This is a genomic window from Enterobacter sp. UPMP2060, from assembly GCF_053709655.1.
Genome location: NZ_JBSKJQ010000001.1, coordinates 428,849 through 450,372, shown reverse-complemented (window position 1 = coordinate 450,372; position 21,524 = coordinate 428,849). Strand labels below are relative to the sequence as shown.

Annotated in this window: 18 protein-coding genes; 7 read left to right on the top strand and 11 right to left on the bottom strand. The window is 54.9% G+C overall.

Annotation, left to right across the window (positions count from 1 at the left end):
- Window positions 1–19: 19 nt before the first annotated feature.
- Window positions 20–2,074 (bottom strand): DNA helicase IV, encoded by a 2,055-nt coding sequence (gene helD, locus ACWKXN_RS02110; protein ID WP_454543254.1) that lies wholly within the window; start codon window positions 2,072–2,074, stop codon window positions 20–22.
- Between the two features lie 123 nt (window positions 2,075–2,197).
- On the opposite strand from helD, the gene ACWKXN_RS02105 reads away from it, so the two are divergent.
- Window positions 2,198–2,644 carry a YccF domain-containing protein gene (locus ACWKXN_RS02105; protein ID WP_023311032.1) on the top strand — a complete coding sequence of 149 codons (447 nt, stop codon included), beginning with the start codon at window positions 2,198–2,200 and terminating at the stop codon, window positions 2,642–2,644.
- A 19-nt stretch (window positions 2,645–2,663) separates the two neighbouring features.
- A complete protein-coding gene (yccS, locus tag ACWKXN_RS02100; protein ID WP_454543253.1) occupies window positions 2,664–4,826 on the top strand; it encodes a YccS family putative transporter in 2,163 nt (720 codons plus the stop codon).
- Here yccS and ACWKXN_RS02095 read toward each other — a convergent pair.
- Window positions 4,783–5,409 carry a TfoX/Sxy family DNA transformation protein gene (locus ACWKXN_RS02095; protein WP_048979351.1) on the bottom strand — a complete coding sequence of 209 codons (627 nt, stop codon included), beginning with the start codon at window positions 5,407–5,409 and terminating at the stop codon, window positions 4,783–4,785. The genes yccS and ACWKXN_RS02095 overlap by 44 nt on opposite strands.
- A gap of 217 nt (window positions 5,410–5,626) precedes the next feature.
- Between ACWKXN_RS02095 and sulA the strand changes: the two genes are divergently transcribed.
- A complete protein-coding gene (gene sulA, locus ACWKXN_RS02090; RefSeq protein WP_033145120.1) occupies window positions 5,627–6,136 on the top strand; it encodes an SOS-induced cell division inhibitor SulA in 510 nt (169 codons plus the stop codon).
- A 354-nt stretch (window positions 6,137–6,490) separates the two neighbouring features.
- Window positions 6,491–7,546, top strand: a complete 1,056-nt coding sequence (ompA, locus tag ACWKXN_RS02085; RefSeq protein ID WP_023311028.1) for a porin OmpA — start codon at window positions 6,491–6,493, stop codon at window positions 7,544–7,546.
- A 63-nt stretch (window positions 7,547–7,609) separates the two neighbouring features.
- On the opposite strand, the gene matP is transcribed toward ompA, so the two are convergent.
- Window positions 7,610–8,062 (bottom strand): macrodomain Ter protein MatP, encoded by a 453-nt coding sequence (matP, locus tag ACWKXN_RS02080; protein ID WP_032658161.1) that lies wholly within the window; start codon window positions 8,060–8,062, stop codon window positions 7,610–7,612.
- Between the two features lie 186 nt (window positions 8,063–8,248).
- Between matP and ACWKXN_RS02075 the strand changes: the two genes are divergently transcribed.
- Both ACWKXN_RS02075 and fabA read left to right on the top strand, forming a co-directional pair.
- Window positions 8,249–10,009, top strand: coding sequence for an AAA family ATPase (locus ACWKXN_RS02075; RefSeq protein WP_454543252.1), 1,761 nt, complete (start codon window positions 8,249–8,251; stop codon window positions 10,007–10,009).
- 68 nt (window positions 10,010–10,077) lie between these two features.
- On the top strand, window positions 10,078–10,596 hold the full coding sequence (fabA, locus tag ACWKXN_RS02070; RefSeq protein ID WP_008499931.1) for a 3-hydroxyacyl-[acyl-carrier-protein] dehydratase FabA: 519 nt from the start codon (window positions 10,078–10,080) through the stop codon (window positions 10,594–10,596).
- Window positions 10,597–10,667: 71 nt separating this feature from the next.
- On the opposite strand, the gene rmf is transcribed toward fabA, so the two are convergent.
- From rmf to rlmKL, 6 genes are all read right to left on the bottom strand, one after another.
- Entirely contained in the window at window positions 10,668–10,835 is a 168-nt protein-coding gene (gene rmf / locus ACWKXN_RS02065) for a ribosome modulation factor (RefSeq protein ID WP_013097261.1), read from the bottom strand.
- Between the two features lie 255 nt (window positions 10,836–11,090).
- The gene (gene pqiC, locus ACWKXN_RS02060; RefSeq protein WP_024907767.1) at window positions 11,091–11,657 is read right to left on the bottom strand and encodes a membrane integrity-associated transporter subunit PqiC; all 567 of its coding nucleotides are present in this window, start codon (window positions 11,655–11,657) and stop codon (window positions 11,091–11,093) included.
- Window positions 11,654–13,294: an intermembrane transport protein PqiB gene (gene pqiB, locus ACWKXN_RS02055; protein WP_454543251.1), complete on the bottom strand. Its 1,641-nt coding sequence runs from the start codon at window positions 13,292–13,294 to the stop codon at window positions 11,654–11,656. The genes pqiC and pqiB overlap by 4 nt, the downstream gene beginning before the upstream one ends.
- Window positions 13,295–13,298: 4 nt before the next feature.
- Window positions 13,299–14,552: a membrane integrity-associated transporter subunit PqiA gene (pqiA, locus tag ACWKXN_RS02050; RefSeq protein ID WP_048979354.1), complete on the bottom strand. Its 1,254-nt coding sequence runs from the start codon at window positions 14,550–14,552 to the stop codon at window positions 13,299–13,301.
- A 13-nt stretch (window positions 14,553–14,565) separates the two neighbouring features.
- Window positions 14,566–16,473 carry an ABC transporter ATP-binding protein gene (locus ACWKXN_RS02045; RefSeq protein ID WP_454543250.1) on the bottom strand — a complete coding sequence of 636 codons (1,908 nt, stop codon included), beginning with the start codon at window positions 16,471–16,473 and terminating at the stop codon, window positions 14,566–14,568.
- Window positions 16,474–16,485: 12 nt separating this feature from the next.
- Window positions 16,486–18,594, bottom strand: a complete 2,109-nt coding sequence (gene rlmKL, locus ACWKXN_RS02040; protein ID WP_454543249.1) for a bifunctional 23S rRNA (guanine(2069)-N(7))-methyltransferase RlmK/23S rRNA (guanine(2445)-N(2))-methyltransferase RlmL — start codon at window positions 18,592–18,594, stop codon at window positions 16,486–16,488.
- 98 nt (window positions 18,595–18,692) lie between these two features.
- On the opposite strand from rlmKL, the gene ACWKXN_RS02035 reads away from it, so the two are divergent.
- Complete coding sequence (locus ACWKXN_RS02035) at window positions 18,693–19,802, top strand: YcbX family protein (protein ID WP_087822280.1); 1,110 nt, start codon at window positions 18,693–18,695, stop codon at window positions 19,800–19,802.
- On the opposite strand, the gene zapC is transcribed toward ACWKXN_RS02035, so the two are convergent.
- Both zapC and pyrD read right to left on the bottom strand, forming a co-directional pair.
- Window positions 19,799–20,341 (bottom strand): cell division protein ZapC, encoded by a 543-nt coding sequence (gene zapC, locus ACWKXN_RS02030; RefSeq protein ID WP_023311020.1) that lies wholly within the window; start codon window positions 20,339–20,341, stop codon window positions 19,799–19,801. The genes ACWKXN_RS02035 and zapC overlap by 4 nt on opposite strands.
- Window positions 20,342–20,506: 165 nt before the next feature.
- Window positions 20,507–21,517: a quinone-dependent dihydroorotate dehydrogenase gene (gene pyrD / locus ACWKXN_RS02025; RefSeq protein WP_454543248.1), complete on the bottom strand. Its 1,011-nt coding sequence runs from the start codon at window positions 21,515–21,517 to the stop codon at window positions 20,507–20,509.
- Window positions 21,518–21,524 lie beyond the last annotated feature (7 nt).

Genomic DNA, 21,524 nt, shown 5'->3' with positions numbered 1-21,524 from the left:
AAAATCTTTCCTGACATCGTTATGGCTTACGCGCCACCGGCAAATCAATACTCTTCAGGATATCGACAAACACGGATGGCTCCTCTTTATTGAACAGCAGCCACACGCGATGCCGCGCGCGGGTGATGGCCACATACAGCAAACGCCGCTCTTCGGCATCCGGGAAATCTTCCGGCACCGGCAGCAGGGCCTCTTCCATCACCGACTCGCGGGCCGGGGCCGGGAAACCGTCGCTGCCCTCTTTCAGCCCCAGCACAATCACATAGTCAGCCTGCTGCCCTTTGCTGGCGTGAATTGTCATAAATTCAAGCTGCAGTTTCGGCCAGCGGGTGGCGGCTTTTTCCAGCGCTGCGGGCTTAAGGTGATGGTAGCGCGCCAGCACCAGAATACGTTCATCGGGCTTCGCGTAGCCGCTGAGTTTGTCCAGCAGCGGCTCCAGCTGGTCATCTGCCAGCAGGGTGACCGCTTTTTTATCCCCTGGGCGCAGGCTATTGAGCGGCTTGGCCAGCTGATGCGGGTTTTGCTGGATAAAGCGGTTGGCGATCTCACCAATGCGTGAATTGAAGCGGTAGGTGGTGTCCAGATCGCTGCGATCCCCTTCGCCAAAATAGTGGTGGAACGCGGTTGTCAGGGAGAGCTGCGCCCCGCTGAAGCGATAGATGGCCTGCCAGTCGTCGCCCACCGCAAACAGCGACGTATGTTTATTTTGCGCCCGTAGCGCCGAGAGCAGTGCAGCACGCTGCGGAGAGATATCCTGGAACTCATCCACCAGAATGTGTTTCCACGGGCTGACAAAACGTCCCTTTTCAAGAATGATGATGGCCTGATGGATCAAACCGGAGAAATCGACGGCATTTTCCTCTTTCAGCGCGGTTTTCCAGGCTTTCAGCAGCGGAGCCATCAGCTTGACCCGCTTCGAAAACAGATCGCGGATCGCCTCCGGCGCGCTTTCAATCATCTCTGCCTGCGTTCCACCGTGCATTCGCATCAGGCTGACCCAGCGGTCAAGTCGCGAACCCAGCCGACGCGCCAGTTTGTCATCCTGCCAGAAGCTGCCCTCTGGCACCTCCCAGCCGAGCTCCTCCTCCAGCCACTGACGCCACCCTTTCGCCTGCGCCTTTTTCTCACTGCACTGCTGGCGCCACGTTTTGATGAACAGCGCCTGACGCGCCTGCGCGTCGTTTTCCAGCTTACTGATGGAAGGCTCTTTTTTACTGCCCTGCTGAATAATATGCAGCGCAAGGGCATGGAAGGTTCTGGCCGTGATATCCCGCGTGTGCAGACGTTCCTGGATACGTTCGTCCATCTCCTGAGCAGCCTTGCGGCCAAAGGCCAGAAGTAGTATTTGATCGGCTACCGCTTCTCCGGTCGTCAGCAGCCAGCCGGCACGCGCCACCAGTACCGACGTTTTACCGCTACCGGCCCCCGCCAGCACCAGCAGCGACTGCTCGCCGTTGACCACCGCGCGCGCCTGGGCCGGATTGAGCGGTGAAGATTCCACCGTACTGAAAAAGTCGGCGTATTGAGAAAGCATGGCGTCCGTCCAGGCCTGGTTATGGGCGAGACGGCTTTTATCCTTATCATTCAGCCACGCCTGACACTGGCGCCAGGCGTCGCGACAGTTGTCAAACTCGTCGAGACGCGTCACGGAGAGCGGCAGCGCCGAGAGTGCCTGTCGGATCTTTTGCTGCAGCCCGGCGGTCTGCTGACGGGTCAGCCACGCGTGCTGTGCGTTGCTCTGCGCGATATCGTCCAGCACCTGCTGCAGCACCCGGGCGGCAATCACGCTCATATCCTGGCTCCACTGCTGCCACAGTGCGTTCAGGTGATGATGGAAACGCTGGGTTTCCGCCCACTCGGTGCCGTGAAGACGCACGACTTTATCGTCAGGCAGAACGAACTCCAGCTCGCCCCACACCAGCCCGCGTTTACAGTGGATAGCCAGAAGCTGATTAAACGGAATAAGGTATTCGTGGCGTTCCCCGGAGACTTTCACCCCGGCATTAAGGAGAACCACCCTGTCGTAAGGGTGTTGCGCCAGGCGTTTGCCTAACGACGTTGCTTTCAGTTCCATGTTCCGCCAAATCCACGAAGAGATAATTTACCTGACAGTTTAACTGCCAGTTTTAAGGTGCTCCAGCCTAAAAAAACGTTACAATCATTGGGCGTTAATTTTATCGAAAGGAAGTGAGGGTTTATGCGTACCGTTCTGAATGTGTTGAATTTTGTGCTGGGCGGTTTTGCCACCACCCTTTCCTGGCTTTTTGCCACGCTGGTGAGCATCGTCCTGATTTTCACGCTTCCCCTGACTCGTTCCTGCTGGGAGATCACAAAACTCTCCTTAATCCCCTACGGGAATGAAGCTATCCACGTTGACGAACTCAATCCGGAGAGCAAAAACGCCCTGATGAATACGGGCGGAACCCTGCTGAACATACTGTGGCTGATTTTCTTCGGCTGGTGGCTGTGCATCATGCATATTTTTGCCGGTATTGCACAGTGCATCACGATTATTGGTATTCCTGTGGGGATCGCAAACTTTAAGATCGCCGCTATCGCCCTTTGGCCCGTCGGTCGCAGGGTTGTTCCGGTAGAAGTGGCCCAGGCGGCGCGTGAAGCAAACGCGCGTCGTCGTTTTCAGTAAATAAGGACCGGCCGCGTTTATGCTAAGCCCATTGCTTCGCCGTTATACCTGGAACAGCACCTGGCTATACAACGTCAGGATATTTATCGCGCTTTGCGGCACGGTTGCCCTGCCCTGGTGGCTGAATGATGTCAAGCTCACCATTCCGCTTACGCTGGGAGTGGTGGCCGGGGCGCTGGCGGACCTGGACGATCGTCTGGCCGGACGTTTACGTAACCTGGTCATTACGCTCGTCTGCTTTTTCATTGCGTCAGCGTCCGTTGAGCTGCTTTTCCCGTGGCCCTGGCTGTTTGCCCTGGGCCTTACGCTCTCAACCAGCGGGTTTATTTTGCTGGGCGGCCTCGGGCAGCGCTATGCCACCATCGCGTTTGGTGCATTGCTGATCGCCATCTACACCATGCTGGGCGTTTCCCTGTACGACCAGTGGTACCAGCAGCCGGTTCTCCTGCTGCTGGGCGCCATCTGGTATAACCTGCTGACGCTAACCGGTCATCTGATCTTCCCGGTTCGCCCGCTGCAGGATAACCTTGCCCGTAGCTTTGAGCAGTTAGCCCACTATCTGGAACTGAAATCCCGGCTGTTCGATCCGGATATCGAGGAAGAAAGCCAGGCTCCGCTCTACGATCTGGCGCTGGCAAATGGCCAGCTGGTCGCCACCCTTAACCAGACAAAAGCCTCTCTGCTTACCCGTCTGCGCGGCGATCGCGGTCAGCGCGGAACGCGAAGGACCTTACACTACTATTTTGCCGCCCAGGACATTCACGAACGTGCCAGCTCCTCGCACGTTCAATACGCGGCCCTGCGCGAGAAGTTCCGCTACAGCGACGTGATGTTCCGCTTCCAGCGCCTGTTGTCCATGCAGTCCCAGGCGTGCCAGCAGCTCTCGCGCTCCATTCTGCTGCGTACGCCCTATCAGCATGACCCCCGCTTTGAACGCGTATTCAGCCATCTTGATGCGGCGCTCGACCGCGTTCAGGCCAGCGGAACGTCACCGGAGCACATCAAAGCGCTGGGCTTTCTGCTGAACAACCTGCGGGCGATTGATGCTCAGCTGGCGACCATTGAGTCCGAACAGGCGATGGCGCTGCCGGGCAGTGAGGTGGAAAATCAGCTTGCTGATGACAGCGTGCACAGCGTTAGCGATATGTGGCTGCGTCTGAGCCGTAACTTTACGCCGGAGTCGGCACTCTTTCGCCACGCGGTAAGAATGTCGCTGGTGCTGTGCGTGGGGTATGCCTTTATCCAGATAACCGGGCTGCACCACGGCTACTGGATCCTGCTGACCAGCCTGTTCGTCTGCCAGCCAAACTATAACGCCACCCGACACCGTCTTGCGCTGCGTATTATCGGCACGCTGGTCGGCGTCGCGATCGGCCTTCCGGTGCTCTATTTCGTGCCCTCCGTTGAAGGTCAACTGATTCTGATTGTGATCACCGGCGTGCTGTTCTTCGCGTTTCGCAACGTGCAGTACGCCCATGCCACCATGTTCATCACGCTGCTGGTGCTGCTCTGCTTTAACCTGCTGGGTGAAGGGTTTGAAATTGCCCTGCCCCGCGTGATCGATACCCTGATTGGCTGTGCGATTGCCTGGGCTGCGGTCAGCTTTATCTGGCCGGACTGGCGTTTCCGCAATTTGCCGCGCGTGGTAGACAGAGCAATGAACGCCAACTGTCGATACCTTGACGCAATCCTGGAGCAGTACCACCAGGGGCGCGATAACCGCCTGGCTTACCGGATAGCCCGTCGCGACGCGCACAACAGTGATGCAGAACTGGCCTCCGTTGTCTCTAATATGTCAACGGAGCCTCGCGCCACGGTGGAGATTCGTGAGACTGCGTTCCGCCTGCTCTGTCTGAACCATACGTTCACCAGCTATATTTCGACGCTGGGTGCCCACCGTGAGAAACTCACCAACCCGGGCATTCTCAACCTGCTCGATGACGCCGTCTGCTACGTTGATGACGCACTTCATCACCGACCGGCCGATGAGCCGCGCGTTCAACAGGCCCTGGATGAACTGGCTCAACGCATTGCGCATCTTGACCCAGGAAACGACAGCAAAGCGCCGCTGGTTCTTCAGCAAATAGGCCTGCTTATCGCTCTGCTGCCTGAAATTTGCCGGCTGCAACAGCAAATCGCTACCTGGAGAAGTGATTCTCCTGTGGCTCAGGCAGCGCATTAAACCACTCCGTCAGCTCCCGGCGAATGCCTGCCGGGAGTGCCGCCTCATGCAGCCCCTCGATAGCCCCTTCCAGTGCGAAGAGAACCTTAATACCGAGCGCTTTGTTTTTTGCCCGCATCTTCAGCCAGCTCGCTCTGGCACCCAGCGCCCGCAGCGTTTCCTCATTGGTAATGCCCGCTTCAAAGAGCAAGACTTCAAGCTGAAAGGTCAGGTTTGGCAGATCCTTGAGTCGGTTTCGTTGATGGCGCTGATAGCGCTCTTTTCTTGCCGCACTGAGCGCAAACGAGGAGAGCTGAAGCAGGCGCTCTCTGTCCTGCCATAATCCGTCATCCACACGATAATAGTTGAGCAGCACCGGGCGGCCTCGCTTCATCAACGTCAAAAAAGAGGAGGCATTTTTTACACAGTATTTCGCACTCTCCTCACAGGCGCGAAGATAAAGCTCACCGTCTGACACCATGGCAAAAACCGCATCATCCACCGCCAGGGTATAGCCTCCAAACAGCGCGCGATGATGAATCTCGCCCAACGGGGAGAGGTATTCCTGGGATTTATAAATCCGTTCATAAGATATCTTTTTCATGATATTTCCCTTCAAAATCATAAAGTAACAACGAAATTTCTTACTAGCGGATCCGTTAGCAGGAAAATAGGCAACTTATTGCCGATGAGCAAGATGATTTTTCGAGGGACATCAACATTGAATGAATTTTGCGAGTCGCTTTCCGAAAATGAGGTTGATCTTTATGCATACAGGGGTTACTGTATATCCATACAGTAACTACAGGGCTGGAATGAATATGCACACTTCAGGCTATGCAAATCGCTCAACCTCTCTCTCTTCTACCGCAGGCAATGTCGCGCAGAATTCCGTCGAGCGTGTTTCCACGGGGCTTATCAGTGAAGTGGTTTATCGTGAAGACCAGCCCCTGTTGACGCAACTTCTTTTGTTGCCGTTATTACAACAGCTTGGTCAGCAATCGCGCTGGCAGCTTTGGCTCACGCCTCAGCAAAAACTGAGCCGTGAGTGGGTTCAGTCCGCAGGCCTTCCGCTTACTAAGGTCATGCAAATTAATCAGCTCCCGCCGTGCGATACCGTTGAGTCGATGATCCGCGCGTTACGCACCGGAAATTACAGCGTGGTGATTGGATGGTTACCGGAAGAATTGACGGAAGAGGAACATTTCCGTCTGACTGAAGCAGCCGAAGAAGGGAATGCGATCGGGTTCATTATGCGTCCGGTTCGATCGGATTCTTACCGCAGAGGACAACTTTCTGGGCTAAAAATTCACTCAAATTTGTATCATTGAGTGAAATTAAGATTTTTCCTGGAATTTTTTTTGACCACAAGATGGCATTAAAGTTCCCGGCCTGAAAATTGCGGCAAGGCTTGTCTGGTGCGGTTCTCCTTAATTTTATTGCACAAAATTCGTTCGAAAAATGTTAAATAATCGGTATACGGAACTTTTTTTTTCATATGCCTGACGGACTTCACACTTGTAAGTTTTCAGCTACGTTGTAGACTTTACATCGCCAGGGGTGCTCGGCCTAAGCCGAAGATATCGGTAGATTTATATTTGACCACGCCCCCCGGTGAAGGATTTAACCGTGATTCTCTCCTGAGACTTTCATGGCGAATTTTGGATGATAACGAGGCGCAAAAAATGAAAAAGACAGCTATCGCGATTGCAGTGGCACTGGCTGGCTTCGCTACCGTAGCGCAGGCCGCTCCGAAAGATAATACCTGGTATGCAGGTGGTAAACTGGGCTGGTCTCAGTTCCACGACACCGGCTGGTACAACAGCAGCCTGAACAATGATGGCCCAACTCACGAGAGCCAGCTTGGTGCAGGTGCGTTCGGTGGCTATCAGGTTAACCCGTATGTTGGTTTTGAAATGGGTTACGACTGGTTAGGTCGTATGCCATACAAAGGCGACACCATCAACGGCGCTTTCAAAGCACAGGGCGTTCAGCTGACCGCTAAACTGGGCTACCCAATCACTGACGATCTGGACGTGTACACCCGTCTGGGCGGCATGGTATGGCGCGCAGATTCCAGCAACAACATCTCTGGTGACAACCATGACACCGGTGTTTCCCCAGTATTCGCTGGTGGCGTTGAGTGGGCTATGACCCGTGACATCGCTACCCGTCTGGAATACCAGTGGGTTAACAACATCGGCGACGGTAACACCGTTGGTGTTCGTCCAGACAACGGCATGCTGAGCGTAGGTGTTTCCTACCGTTTCGGCCAGCAGGAAGAAGCAGCTCCAGTTGTTGCTCCAGCGCCGGCTCCAGCTCCAGAAGTACAGACCAAGCACTTCACTCTGAAGTCTGACGTTCTGTTCAACTTCAACAAAGCGACTCTGAAACCAGAAGGCCAGCAGGCACTGGATCAGCTGTACACCCAGCTGAGCAACCTGGATCCTAAAGACGGTTCCGTAGTGGTTCTGGGCTTCACCGACCGTATCGGTTCTGACGCATACAACCAGAAACTGTCTGAGAAACGTGCTCAGTCTGTTGTTGATTACCTGATCTCTAAAGGTATCCCAGCTAACAAGATCTCCCCACGTGGTATGGGCGAATCTAACCCAGTTACTGGCAACACCTGTGACAACGTGAAAGCTCGCGCTGCACTGATCGACTGCCTGGCTCCAGATCGTCGCGTAGAGATCGAAGTTAAAGGCATCAAAGACGTTGTAACTCAGCCAGCGGCATAAGTTATCGTCTTATAAAAAAACCCCGCCATGCGGGGTTTTTTATTGTCTGAAGAAAAGAAAAATCTATTTTTTACCCAACAGAGCCTGAAGGTCGTTCTTCAGCGTCGACATCTGGTTGGCGTACTTCTCTTTATGCTCGGCATCCTCAATCAGCTGCACGATGGTTTCCGAAAGCGTTTTGCCCCGTCGTTGTGCCAGCCCAGCCAGGCGTTGCCAGACCACGAACTCCAGGTCGATTGATTTTTTGCGAGTGTGCTGATGCTCAGCATTAAAATGCCGTTTGCGTCGCGCGCGGATAGTTTGCTTCATCCGGTTTAACAACGCTGGATTGATGTGTTTCTCAATCCAGCCGTTAACCTGTACCGGTTCATTTTCGAGGGTCAGCAAAATATCCACGGCTTCTTGCGCAGCGCTGGCTTCGACGTAGCAGGTGATCAGCTCCCCTTCACGGTGCTTTTTGACCAGGTACTTCCATTTCCAGCCGCTTTCGAGATTTTCCAGTTGTTGATATTTCATTGCGATCTCAGTGTTACCACGTAACTCTGTTCAGAATATCAGTTTTTTAGCAATCTGCTGAAAAGAAATCATATCCTGAGAGTGAATGCAGCCAATCGCCCTGTCGAAATCCCCAATCCTGCTTGGGTAGAGCCCCCCGCTTACGGTATACTCCACGCTTTTACATCTGACTAAAAAACATCAACTTTGACCATTACGAAACTTGCATGGCGTGACCTTGTTCCGGATACCGAAAGTTACCAGGAACTCTTTGCACAGCCCGAACTCGCAAAAGAACACGAATTCATCCTTAGCGATACGCAGCCTCGTTTGCATTATGCGCTGGAGCAGGTGTTAAGCCCATGGGCAACAGCGCCCTTCATGCTGCTCAAGGCCCCGGAAGAAGCGGAATACCTGACGCTGCTCGGTGATGCCGTGCGCCAGCTGAAGCCGGAAGCGAACGCAGTTTTTGGCGGCCAGTATCGTATTGCGGGACATGATGTCACTTTCGAACCAACGGCGCAGGCCGATGGCCGTTTTGCCGTTAAAGGCGAAGTGATTACCGCTAACTGGGTCGAGGCGGAACAACTCTTTGGTTGTCTGCGCCAGTTTAACGGCGAACTTTCGCTGCAGCCGGGGCTGGTTCATCGCGCAAATGGCGGTGTTCTCATCATCTCACTGCGTACCCTGCTCTCGCAGCCGCTGCTGTGGATGCGTCTGAAAACTATCGTCAACCAGCAGCGTTTCGACTGGGTCGGCTACGATGAGTCTCGTCCTCTGCCTGTCGCTGTTCCGTCTATGCCGCTGTCGCTGACCGTCGTGCTGACGGGCGACCGCGAATCGCTGGCGGACTTCCAGGAAATGGAGCCGGAACTGGCTGAGCAGGCGGTGTATAGCGAATACGAAGACAACATCCAGATTGCTAATGCCGACGATATGGCGCAGTGGTGCCAGTGGGTGATGGTCGTTGCTGAGCGTTTTGCGCTGCCAACCCCTGCGGCTGACGCGTGGCCGGGCTTAATCCGCGAAGCGGTACGCTACACCGGTGACCAGGAAACGCTGCCGCTTTGCCCACTCTGGATCGGCAAACAGCTGCGTGAAGTGGGTGTGATCAGCGGTAACGGGACGTTCACCGGAGAACAGCTCACTCAGATGCTGGCTCAGCGTGAGTGGCGAGAAGGCTATCTTGCCGACCGTATGCAGGATGAAATTCTGCTGGAACAAATTCTGGTGGAAACCGAAGGCGAACGCGTCGGGCAGATCAACGCCCTGTCGGTGATTGAATTTCCTGGCCATCCGCGCGCATTCGGGGAACCGTCCCGTATCAGCTGCGTTGTGCACATTGGCGATGGCGAGTTCACCGATATTGAACGAAAAGCCGAGCTGGGCGGCAACATTCACGCGAAAGGCATGATGATCATGCAGGCGTTTTTGATGTCAGAGCTGCAGCTTGAGCAACAGATCCCCTTCTCCGCCTCGCTGACGTTTGAGCAGTCCTACAGCGAAGTGGATGGCGATAGCGCCTCTATGGCCGAGCTGTGCGCCTTAATCAGCGCCCTGGCGGAAGTGCCCATCAATCAGAACATCGCGATCACCGGTTCGGTGGACCAGTTCGGTCGTGCACAGCCAGTGGGAGGCCTCAACGAAAAAATTGAAGGCTTCTTCTCTATCTGTCAGCAGCGCGATTTAAACGGCAAACAGGGTGTGATTATTCCTGCTCCCAACGCACGCCATTTGAGCCTCAGCCAGGATATTCTGGATGCGGTTGAGCAAGAGCAATTCACCATCTGGGCCATCGAAGGGATTGAGGATGCGCTACCCTTACTGACAAATCTGGTTTGGGATGGCGAAGGGCAAACTACCCTGATGCAGACTATCCAGGAGCGCATAGCTCAGGCGACACAGCAGGATGCTCGTCATCGTTATCCATGGCCGTTACGCTGGCTGGGCTGGTTTAGTTCGAACTGATCGGACTTGTTCAGCGTACACGTGTTAGCTATCCTGCGTCCTTCACTAAAATAAGGCTTACTGAGAACATGGTAGATAAACGCGAATCCTATACAAAAGAAGATCTTCTTGCCTCTGGTCGCGGTGAACTGTTTGGCGCTAAAGGCCCACAGTTACCGGCCCCGAACATGCTGATGATGGACCGTGTCGTGAAAATGACCGAAACCGGCGGCAACTTCGATAAGGGTTACGTAGAAGCAGAACTCGATATCAACCCGGACCTGTGGTTCTTCGGTTGCCACTTTATTGGCGATCCGGTAATGCCTGGCTGTCTGGGCCTGGATGCCATGTGGCAGCTGGTTGGCTTCTATCTGGGCTGGCTGGGCGGCGAAGGTAAAGGCCGCGCGCTGGGCGTGGGCGAAGTAAAATTCACTGGCCAGGTTCTGCCTACGGCGAAGAAAGTGACCTATCGTATTCACTTCAAGCGCATCGTTAACCGCCGCCTGATTATGGGCCTGGCAGATGGCGAAGTGCTGGTCGACGGTCGTCTGATCTATAGCGCAAGCGACCTGAAAGTTGGCCTGTTCCAGGATACTTCAGCTTTCTGATCGTGCTTTTGGCACCCACAGAAAGGCGAAACCTCCGCATTGCGGAGGTTTCTTTTTTGAAAGAGACGTTATCAGGCTATGAGTGCCCTGTCGCCGATGGCTTCTCGCCAGCCTCCAAGCCATTGTGACCTTTGATTTATCGTCTGATAAGGACACATTTCTTTAGAACGTCCAGCGATGCCGGCCTGATAACCACGTTGATGAGCCCGTTCCAGGCGATCTCGTTTCTGTCTCTTCATGCCTCGTTTCCCTCATTCTTTTGTCTGGTGGAAAGAAAACAGTGTCTGCACTCAATGCACAGGCACAGATAACGAATACCCCGAATTAGTCGCATCGTCAATGTTCAAAATTCATACGGGTGTCATATTTGTGAGCTAGCCGGAAGTTCATTTGTACAAAAATTGTGACGTGGCACAAGTAACAAACTGAACTGAAAACGAAAAAAAACCGCAATCAGCAACAGGCCAACTGCGGTTTTTGATGATGAATTTTACTTATGGCAGCCGGGAAATTTCTCTCGCGATGCTGGCCGACTCCTGTGCCCAACCCTGAGCCAGGACTTTCACCATTTCATCATAGCCATCTTTCTGCTGCTTAAGCTCCAGATGGAAAGGACGCTTAATCAGCTGCCCCTGATGGTTCAGCAACCACTCCCCGCTGATCACCACCGCACCGTCATAACGGCCGTGGAAGCCTGTTACCGTGACGTTAAGCGTATCCTGGTCGTTACCCAGCGGCTGCGACGCGACAACCCAGCCCGGAAGCTGGCTGCCCAGATTGGCCACCAGCGTGTTGCGCAGCTGCTGATCCAGCGGGCTGGCCCACAGGTTGTTCGTCGCAATCACGTATTTAACGTCGCTGGTCTGATAGACCACGCCGTTTCCTGCCAGATAATCCGGCACGGCAACCTGCTCAACCCACAGCTGGCGGTTTCCCTGGCTGGCCGTGCTTTGCCCACCGCTGTGGGTAGCCACAGGCAGCTGATAGTAGCTTTTATTATCTACCCCTGAACTGCACGCCGTTAACAGCAGAGCGCCAACCATCAATAGCCACTTTTTCATTCTTTTGCCCTCTTCGGCTCAGGATCCTTTTTATCTTTCGCTTCGAACACCAGCGCATTGCTCTTCTCGTTGAGAGTTTTCAGCACCGGCTGCAGTTCACGCAAGACCTGATCAAGACGCTGCATATCTGCCACCATCTTATTGTACGCCGCTGAACCCGGCTGGAAGCCCTGCATGCTGCGGTTCAGCTCACGCAGCGTTTTCTGCATATCCTGCGGCAGCTGCTGCATGCTCTGGCTCGCAGTGATCTTGTTGATGTTATCCAGCGTGGTTTGCAGACGACGCATCGTTGCCTGGCTTTCGCTCAGAGAGTTCGTCGCCGCTTCAATCATCGGATTCAGTGGCAGATTGTTGATCTTATCCAGCGTTTCCATCAGACGCTGCTGGATCTGAGCCAGACCGCTGCTCACCGTTGGGATGATCTTGTAGCCACCAAATTCACGAATACCGGTAATCGGCGGTGCTTTCGGGTAGAAGTCCATATCCACATACAGCGCGCCGGTCACCAGGTTACCCGTTTTCAAGGATCCACGCAGACCACGGTTCATCAGTTCGTTAATATGCGCCGCGATATCCTGGTTCTCGCCAATCTGGTTAAGCAGACGCTCCGGCTCAATGCGGATCAGCACCGGAATACGATAATCATCGTCCAGCATCTGGCTCAGGTCCGGAACAAAGAACGGAACTTGCCCCACCGTACCAAGACGAATACCGCGGAACTCAACGGGTGCGCCCGGCTGCAGACCGCGGACGGAATCCTTGAAGAACATCAGGAAGTCGATGTGGTCGGTATAGAGCGCGTCCTGAATGCTTCGCTGATCGTCAAAGAGTCTGAACGCCGTTTTCTCGGCAACCGGCTGCCCGAGATCCTGCCCTTCCGGCACATCAAAGCTCACCCCGCCGCCAAACAGCGTGGTTAAGGAACCCATTTCTACGCGCATTCCCGCCGACGTAAGATCGACCGCGATCCCGCTGTCCTTCCAGAAGCGAACGTTGCTGGTCACCAGACGATCGTTTGGCGCATTGATGAAAAGCTGATAGCTGATGGTACGCTTTTGCGCATCGAAGGTGCTGGTTTCAACGGAACCGACGCGGTAGCCGCGGAACAGTACTGGATCACCCGCCGTAAGCTGGCCCGCTTTTTTGCTGTCGAGGATCACGCGGATACCCTTGGCATCAGGCGGCGCAAGCGGCGGTGAGTCGAGAAGCTGATATTGCCCAGGCTGGCTGCCCTTCGTGCCGGGCTGCAGTTCAATGTAGGCTCCAGAGAGCAGCGTCCCTAAGCCGCTGATCCCTTCGCGCCCCACCTGCGGTTTAACGACCCAGAAAACGGAATCGCCGTGCAGCAGTTTTTCCATGCCGGCATTAAGGCGCGCCTTAATTTCCACATGGGTTAAATCGTCGGTCAGGGTTGCGCTTTCGACCACGCCCACATCCACGCTACGGCTTTTGATGGTCGTTTTACCGCCCTCAATCCCCTCGGCATTGGTGGTTATCAGCGTGACTTCCGGTCCCTGATGGCTGTAATGATAAAACAGGATCCATGCACCGATCAGCGCGGTCACGATGGGGAAAATCCACACCGGCGACCAGTTTTTGACCTTCTGCACTTTCGCCTCTCCACTCTTATTTTCCATGCTCTTACTCTTCCTCATGGCTTGATTCAGGCTCACGATCCCACGATAAACGAGGGTCGAAGGTCATGGCCGCAAACATGGTCATAATCACGACCAGTGCAAACATTAAAGCCCCCATCGCGGGATAAATACTCATCAAACCGCCCATCCGCACCAGTGCAGAGAGAACGGCGATGACAAACACGTCAATCATTGACCAGCGTCCGACAAACTCGACCACTTCATAAATCAGGTGCATGCGTTCGCTGTCGCGTTTTCCATGACCCTTCGCATCCCAACAGAGCCAGGCGATGGCGATCATTTTTAAGGTTGGCACCATAATACTGGCGATAAAGATCACGCCGGCGACAGGATAGGAACCTTCGCCCCACAGCAGGATCACCCCGGCGAGGATCGTCGAGGGCATTTTATCGCCGAGCAAATCGGTGATCATGATCGGTAGAATATTGGCTGGCAGATACAACATGATGGAGGTGACCAGCAGGGCCATCGTCCACTGAAGGCTATTTTTACGGCGTACGTGACCTTTCGTTTCACAGCGCGGACAAACGTCGAGATCGGCGGGCAGCACGGCGGTGCAGCATGGGCAGGAACGCAGCCCCTGACGAATGCCGGGCACGCCGACTTTTACCGTCTGCGCAAGCGTCGGTGCCGGGGCGATATCATCCCACGCCCAGCGTCTGTCCACGCACTGGAAGGCACGCAGCTGCAGGACACAGTACAGGCACCACGGAACAAAGCTGCTGCCGATCCCCACATCGCCGTACGCCATGAGCTTCACGAAACTGACCAGAATGCCCGCCAGAAAGATCTCGGCCATGCCCCAGCTTTTAAGCTGAAAAAGGATACGCGCGAGCCGGATTTTCAATGATGAGGGCATCCTGACGCGGTTGACCAGCAAAAGGATAACGACCAGGCAAAAAGCCGGGACTATCTGGACAAACAGGAGAAAAAAGGTGCCGAGGCTGGCGTAATCTTCCGAGAACATCACGCCCGGGATTTCAAGCAGATCCACCTGGCTGGTTATCCCTCCCACCTTCATATAGATGAAAGGGAAGAGATTGGAGAGCAGCAGCATGAACAATGCTGCCAGAGCGTAAGCAGTGGGACGCTGCCGCGGCGCGTCCCACTCGGTTGTCAACGTTGCGCCGCAACGTGGACACAGGGCTTTATGTCCGTGACCAAGCTCTGGCAACGCCACGAGCATATCGCATTGCGAGCATAAAATATGCCTGTCGGCATGGTGCTGGTCACACATATGTTATCCCTGTCTATGCGCCGTTTTTCAGAGACTCAAGGTACTCCCAGCGCTCAAATGCTTCTTCCAGGGCTTTTTCAGCCGCGGACAGTTCAGCCAGTACTTTCTGAGTATAGTCATGCGATTGGGTAAAGAATGACGCATCAGCGACCTGTTTTTGCAGATCCTCAAGCGCGGCCTCCAGCTCTTCAAGACGCTGCGGTAGCCCCTCCAGTTCGCGCTGCAGGTTATAGCTTAGTTTAGCCGAGGTTTTCTTGACAGTTTCTGCTTTTGTTACAGCAGGTTCTGAACTTATTTTGGACTTTGACTGTTTCTGCGCCAGAGACTGCGATTGCTGCCCTTTTGCATCGTGATAACCACCTACGTATTGTCCAATTCGCCCTTCACCTTCGAAGATCCAGCACTCGGTTACGGTGTTATCCACGAACTGACGATCGTGGCTGACCAGCATTACGGTCCCCTGATAACCGTCAATCAATTCTTCGAGCAATTCCAGCGTTTCGACATCCAGGTCGTTCGTTGGTTCATCGAGAATCAACAGGTTACTTGGTTTCAGGAACAGACGCGCCAGCAGCAGACGATTACGCTCTCCGCCAGATAACGCACGCACTGGGGTCATCGCACGTTTCGGATGGAACAGGAAGTCCTGCAGATAGCCCAGCACGTGGCGCGGTTTGCCGTTTACCATCACCTCTTGCTTGCCTTCGGCGAGGTTATCCATCACCGTGCGGTCCGGATCCAGCTCCGCGCGGTGCTGGTCGAAGTAGGCCACTTCCAGCTTAGTCCCACAGTGAATGCGGCCGCTGTCGGCCTGCACCTGGCCCAGCATCAGCTTCAGCAGCGTGGTTTTACCGCAGCCGTTCGGGCCGATAAGCGCAATTTTGTCGCCGCGCTGCACCTGGGCGGAGAAATCTTTCACCAGCACTTTGCCATCAACCTGATAGTTGACGTTTTCCATTTCGAAGACAATCTTGCCGGAACGGGACGCTTCTTCCACCTGCATTTTGGCGCTGCCCATCACTTCACGGCGTTCGCTGCGCTCACGGCGCATTGCCTTCAGAGCGCGCACGCGGCCTTCGTTACGGGTACGGCGGGCCTTGATGCCCTGGCGGATCCACACCTCTTCCTGCGCCAGCTTGCGGTCGAACTCCGCATTTTGCAGCTCTTCCACGCGCAGGTTTTCTTCTTTCTCCAGCAGATAGGTGTCGTAATCGCCAGGATAGGTGACCAGCTTGCCGCGGTCGAGATCGACAATACGCGTCGCCATGTTGCGAATAAACGAACGGTCGTGCGAGATAAAGATGATGGTGCCGCTGAAGGTTTTCAGGAAGCCTTCCAGCCAGTCAATCGCTTCGATATCCAGGTGGTTCGTCGGTTCGTCCAGCAGCAGCACCTTCGGCCCGCTGACCAGCGCGCGGCCCAGGGCCGCTTTACGCAGCCAGCCGCCGGAGAGCGCCGACAGCTCCATGTCCGCTTCCAGACCAAGCTGGGCCAGAACCTCGTTAATGCGGTTTTCAAGCTGCCACAGACCGTGGTGATCGAGCATCTCCTGCACTTTCGCCAGTTCGTTGAGGTTCTTGTCGCTCGGGTCGGTCATCACCAGATGCGAAATCTCGTGATAGCGCTTCAGGTATTCGGCCTGCTCAGAAATGCCTTCCGCCACGAAATCGTAAACGCTGCCTGTCACGTGACGCGGCGGGTCCTGCTGGAGGCGGGAGACGATCAGATCCTGCTCGTAAACGATGCGGCCGTCATCCAGCCCCTGTTCACGGTTGAGGATTTTCATCAGCGTGGATTTACCCGCGCCGTTACGGCCCACCAGACAGACGCGCTCGTTATCTTCGATATGCAGCTCTGCATTATCGAGAAGCGGCGAGTCGCTGAAAGAGAGCCACGCGCCGTGCATACTAATTAAAGACATTTATTTTTCCTTTCAGGCCGCGGTAATCAACCAGCAGTTATGAATTTGACGGTTACGGGCAAAGTCCTGAGACAGCGTTTTTTGGCTGATTTCTTGTGCTTTCAGTCCCAGGGCTGCTAAGCCGTCATGATCCATACGGAAGCCGCGTTTGTTGTTCGAGAACATAATGGTGCCGCCCTTGCGCAGCAGGCGCTTCAGGTCGGTCATCAGGCGCAGGTGATCGCGTTGAACGTCAAAGCTATCCTCCATGCGCTTGGAGTTGGAGAAGGTCGGCGGATCGATAAAGATCAGGTCGAACTGCTCGTCGGTATCACGCAGCCAGCCCAGCACGTCGGCCTGCATCAGACGATGCTGACGTCCGGTCAGCCCGTTAAGACGCAGGTTGCGCTCCGCCCACTCCAGATAGGTGCGGGACATATCCACCGTGGTGGTGCTCCGCGCACCGCCCAGACCCGCATGCACGCTCGCGCTGCCGGTATAGGAGAACAGGTTGAGGAAATCTTTGCCCTTGCTCATCTGACCCAGCATGCGACGGGCGATACGGTGGTCGAGGAACAGGCCGGTATCCAGATAGTCGGTCAGGTTCACCCACAGGCGAGCGTTGTATTCGCCCACTTCGATAAAGTCACCCTTCTCGCCCATCTTCTGGTACTGATTTTTCCCTTTCTGACGCTCGCGGGTTTTCAGCACCAGCTTGTTTGGCGCAATGCCGAGCACGGCGATGGTGGCCGCGATAACGTCCAGCATGCGCTGACGCGCTTTTTGCGCATCAATGGTTTTCGGTGGCGCATATTCCTGAATCACCACCCAGTCCGCGTAGCGGTCAACCGCCACGTTGTACTCCGGCAGGTCGGCGTCGTACAGGCGGTAGCATTCAATCCCTTCCTGCTTCGCCCACTTTTCATATTTTTTCAGGTTCTTGCGCAGGCGGTTGGCATAATCTTCCGCCACGCCGGATGGCTTACTGTCCGCCGCTTTCTCCGCCAGATGGTAGTTTTTCTGCACGCAGTCCAGCGGGCCGTTTTTCGCCTTAAACTGGCGATCGGCACGCAGCTGCAGGCAGCTCAGCAGCTCCGGCGAGGCGCTAAACAGCGACAGGTTCCAGCCGCCGAAGTAGTCCTTCATATTGCGGCCCAGCAGGCTGTGCAGGGCAATCAGCGCCGGCTCGCTGTCCAGACGCTCGCCGTATGGCGGGTTGCTGATCACGGTACCGTACGGGCCTTTTGGCAGCGGGTTGGTCAGGTTCGCCACGTCTTTCACCTCGAAGGTGACCAGCTCGCCGATACCGGCGCGACGGGCGTTGCTGCGCGCGCGTTCGATTACGCGCGGGTCACTGTCCGAACCGTAGAAGTGGGAGGTATACTCCGCCAGACCTTTACGCGCGCGGGTCTGCGCGTCGTCTTTGACCTCTTTCCAGAGCGCTTCGTCGTGCTGGGCCCAGCCTTTAAAGCCCCAGTGACCGCGATGCAGGCCCGGCGCGCGGTCGGTTGCCAGCATGGCCGCTTCAATCAGCAACGTACCGGAACCACACATCGGATCGAGCAGCGGCGTGCTCGGCTGCCAGCCGGAGCGCATTACAATGGCGGCGGCCAGGGTTTCTTTAATTGGCGCCATACCGGTACGATCGCGGTAACCGCGCAGGTGCAGGCCCGCGCCGCTAAGATCGAGAGAAATACTCGCCGTGTCACCGTTGAGCCAGACGTTAATACGCAGATCCGGATTTTCGCGATCGACGTTCGGACGTTCCTTATTTTTACGCGTGAAGCAGTCCACAATGGCGTCTTTTACGCGCAGGGCACCGTACTGGCTGTTGCGGATCTCGTCGTTCACGCCGTTGAAATGCACCGCAAAGGTAGCATTGGGCGTGAAGATCTCTGTCCAGTCGATCATCTGTACGCCGGTATAGAGGTCCAGGTCGCTATAGACCTTGCACTCCTTCATTGGCAGCATGATGCGCGACGCCAGACGGCTCCACATCAGGCTCTGGTAAATAAGCCGCGTGTCGCCCTCAAAGTGGACACCACCCTGAACCACCTGGCACTCTTGCGCGCCCAGGCTTTCCAGTTCAGTTTTTAACAGCTCTTCCAGCCCACGGGCCGTACTGGCAAACAGAGAATTCATATCGTCACTTTTACTCTTAGAAAATTGTCGCGCATTATAGCTAATATGGCGTGTATGTCATAAAGTTGAAGGCTTATTTTCATTTGTGGGAGTGTGCAGTGGCGACGTTATCCAGGCTTTTTATTCATCCGGTGAAATCCATGCGCGGCATCGGCGTCTCTCACGCGCTGGCCGACATGAGCGGATTCGCCTTCGATCGTATTTTTATGGTCACCGAGCCTGACGGCACGTTCATTACCGCACGCCAGTTCCCGCAGATGGTTCGCTTTACCCCTTCCCCGCTTCATGACGGTTTGCACCTTACCGCGCCGGACGGTTCCAGCGCGGTCATTCGCTTTGCTGATTTTGCGCCTGTCGATGCGCCAACGGAAGTGTGGGGCAATCATTTTACCGCGCGCATCGCCCCGGATGAGATTAACCGCTGGCTGAGCGGTTTCTTCTCCCGCGACGTGCAGCTGCGCTGGGTAGGTCCTGAACCGACGCGTCGCGTGAAGCGCCACGACGCCGTTCCCCTCTCCTTCGCCGATGGTTTCCCGTTCCTGCTGACTAACGAAGCCTCGCTGCGTGATTTACAAGGCCGCTGCAAGGCCGGCGTTCAGATGGAACAGTTCCGTCCGAACCTGGTGGTCACGGGCGCCGACGCCTGGGAAGAAGACACCTGGAAAGTGATCCGCATCGGCAGCGTCATCTTTGATGTCGTAAAATCCTGCAGCCGCTGCATTTTCACCACGGTGAGCCCTGAGAAAGGCCAGAAGCACCCTTCCGGCGAACCGCTGAAGACGCTGCAGTCGTTCCGCACCGCGCAGGATAACGGCGATGTGGATTTCGGGCAGAACCTGATCCCTCGCTCCAGCGGCGCAATCCGCGTCGGTGATGAGGTAGAAATTCTTGCCCGAGGACCTGCAAAAGCGTACGGCTCAGGTCAGGAAGAAGAAATGGTCGACGTTGTGACGAATGCCGCCTCTGCGGTAGATATTCACTGGCAGGGCAACGTCATCCGTGGCAACAACCAGCAGGTATTACTTGAGCAACTGGAGCAGGCAGGTATTCGCGTACCCTATTCCTGTCGCGCAGGCATTTGCGGATGCTGCCGCATCAGGCTGGTGGATGGAGAGGTCAGTGCGCTGAAAAAATCGGCAATTGGAAATGACGGCACAATTCTGTGCTGTAGCTGCATACCGAAAACGTCCGTACAGCTGGAAGCTTAAACCGCCTGTTCAAGGCTGAAGGAATCTACGCGCAGCTGCGGCTTCAGCCTGTCGTTCATCACTTTAATGGCATCGCCAAGCTGCATCGTCCGCCCGGCAATGGTTACGCCGGGCTGCGCCAGCAGGCAGAGCGCAGCATTTTCGCCTGGCTCAACCACCAGCAGGCTCACCTCTTCTGCGGTATCGCTCAGATTGACGCTGGCCGCGTCACCCGTTGCCGGGGTCCAGCTCATACCATGCGCAAGAAAATGCCAGCTTTTTGGCATTTGCGGTTTCAGGAAGCGGATAGCCACCAGCGCATTTAATACCAGCTCGGCACGCTGCTCTTTAGAGAGCACCAGATCGCGGCATTTTTCTTCAAAGGAGAAATAAAGCGCCGCATCGTCAACGCAAAAGCCCGACGGGGAAAATGCATCCGGGGTTAACATTCGGCGGGCAAAACGAGAACGAAACAACATGCCATTGGCTAAATCGAGCATCATTCGGTCATGCTCGTCGCAAAAATACCAGCGCCAGTTATCGTCAGGTTTAATTCGCATGTGTCTCTCCCGTCCCCAAACGTCCTGTACTAAAAATGTCCTGTTTGCCGCCTCGTTTATAACACCATTAATAAAAGACTATAATGACTAAATAAGCAACAGTGACGGAATATAAAACAACCAGGGCTGGAAATAAAGCCCTGGTTGTCTGATTAAGAGAAAAGATTAGATATGAGTAACGATTTCTTTAATCAGCGGCGGTCCTTTAAAAATAAAGCCGGAATAGATTTGCACCAGTGACGCACCTGCCGCCATCTTCTCGCGCGCAGCAATCACTGAGTCAATGCCGCCGACGCCAATAATCGGCAGACGTCCTTTTAATTCTGCAGACAGGGCGCGAATAATTTCGGTGCTTTTTAATTGCACCGGACGTCCACTTAACCCACCCGCTTCGTCACAGTTTTTCATTCCCTGCACGAGGGAACGATCGAGAGTGGTATTGGTCGCAATAACACCATCAATATTATGGCGAACCAAACTGTCGGCAACCTGGATCAATTCTTCAGGAGAAAGATCCGGGGCGATCTTAACCGCGACCGGAACATATTTACGGTGGATCGTCTGGAGTTCATTTTGTTTATTTTTAATGGCACTCAGAAGATCGTCCAGCGCTTCGCCATATTGTAAGGAACGCAGACCCGGAGTATTGGGTGAAGAAATATTCACCGCAATATAACCGGCATAGGCGTAGACTTTTTCCATACAAATCAGATAGTCATCTTTACCCTGCTCTACCGGCGTGTCTTTATTTTTACCGATATTGATGCCTAATATTCCGTCAAAATGGGCTTTTTTTACGTTCTCAACCAGGTGATCAACACCGAGGTTATTAAAGCCCATGCGGTTGATCAGCCCTTCGGCTTCAACCAGGCGGAACAGGCGCGGCTTGTCATTTCCCGGCTGCGGGCGCGGCGTGACGGTACCGATTTCAATGGAGCCAAAGCCCATCGCGCCCAGGGCATCAATGCACTCGCCATTTTTGTCCAGACCGGCCGCCAGACCCAGCGGATTCTTAAAGGTCAGACCCATGCACTGCACAGGTTTTTCCGGCACATTCTGACGCACCAGAGCGGCCAGCGGCGTTCCGGTAATACGACGTAATTGCTGGAATGTAAATTCATGAGCGCGCTCAGGGTCGAGCTGGAAAAGGGCTTTACGAACGAAGGGGTAGTACATGAACTCT

Coding starts and splice junctions, on each gene's coding strand:
- sulA (WP_033145120.1), top strand. CDS start 5,627: ATGCACACTTCAGGCTATGCAAATCGCTCAACCTCTCTCTCTTCTACC.
- rmf (WP_013097261.1), bottom strand. CDS start 10,835: ATGAAGAGACAGAAACGAGATCGCCTGGAACGGGCTCATCAACGTGGT.
- ACWKXN_RS02045 (WP_454543250.1), bottom strand. CDS start 16,473: ATGTCTTTAATTAGTATGCACGGCGCGTGGCTCTCTTTCAGCGACTCG.
- yccS (WP_454543253.1), top strand. CDS start 2,664: ATGCTAAGCCCATTGCTTCGCCGTTATACCTGGAACAGCACCTGGCTA.
- rlmKL (WP_454543249.1), bottom strand. CDS start 18,594: ATGAATTCTCTGTTTGCCAGTACGGCCCGTGGGCTGGAAGAGCTGTTA.
- zapC (WP_023311020.1), bottom strand. CDS start 20,341: ATGCGAATTAAACCTGACGATAACTGGCGCTGGTATTTTTGCGACGAG.
- ACWKXN_RS02095 (WP_048979351.1), bottom strand. CDS start 5,409: ATGAAAAAGATATCTTATGAACGGATTTATAAATCCCAGGAATACCTC.
- pqiA (WP_048979354.1), bottom strand. CDS start 14,552: ATGTGTGACCAGCACCATGCCGACAGGCATATTTTATGCTCGCAATGC.
- helD (WP_454543254.1), bottom strand. CDS start 2,074: ATGGAACTGAAAGCAACGTCGTTAGGCAAACGCCTGGCGCAACACCCT.
- pqiC (WP_024907767.1), bottom strand. CDS start 11,657: ATGAAAAAGTGGCTATTGATGGTTGGCGCTCTGCTGTTAACGGCGTGC.
- ompA (WP_023311028.1), top strand. CDS start 6,491: ATGAAAAAGACAGCTATCGCGATTGCAGTGGCACTGGCTGGCTTCGCT.
- pyrD (WP_454543248.1), bottom strand. CDS start 21,517: ATGTACTACCCCTTCGTTCGTAAAGCCCTTTTCCAGCTCGACCCTGAG.
- pqiB (WP_454543251.1), bottom strand. CDS start 13,294: ATGGAAAATAAGAGTGGAGAGGCGAAAGTGCAGAAGGTCAAAAACTGG.
- fabA (WP_008499931.1), top strand. CDS start 10,078: ATGGTAGATAAACGCGAATCCTATACAAAAGAAGATCTTCTTGCCTCT.
- matP (WP_032658161.1), bottom strand. CDS start 8,062: ATGAAATATCAACAACTGGAAAATCTCGAAAGCGGCTGGAAATGGAAG.
- ACWKXN_RS02105 (WP_023311032.1), top strand. CDS start 2,198: ATGCGTACCGTTCTGAATGTGTTGAATTTTGTGCTGGGCGGTTTTGCC.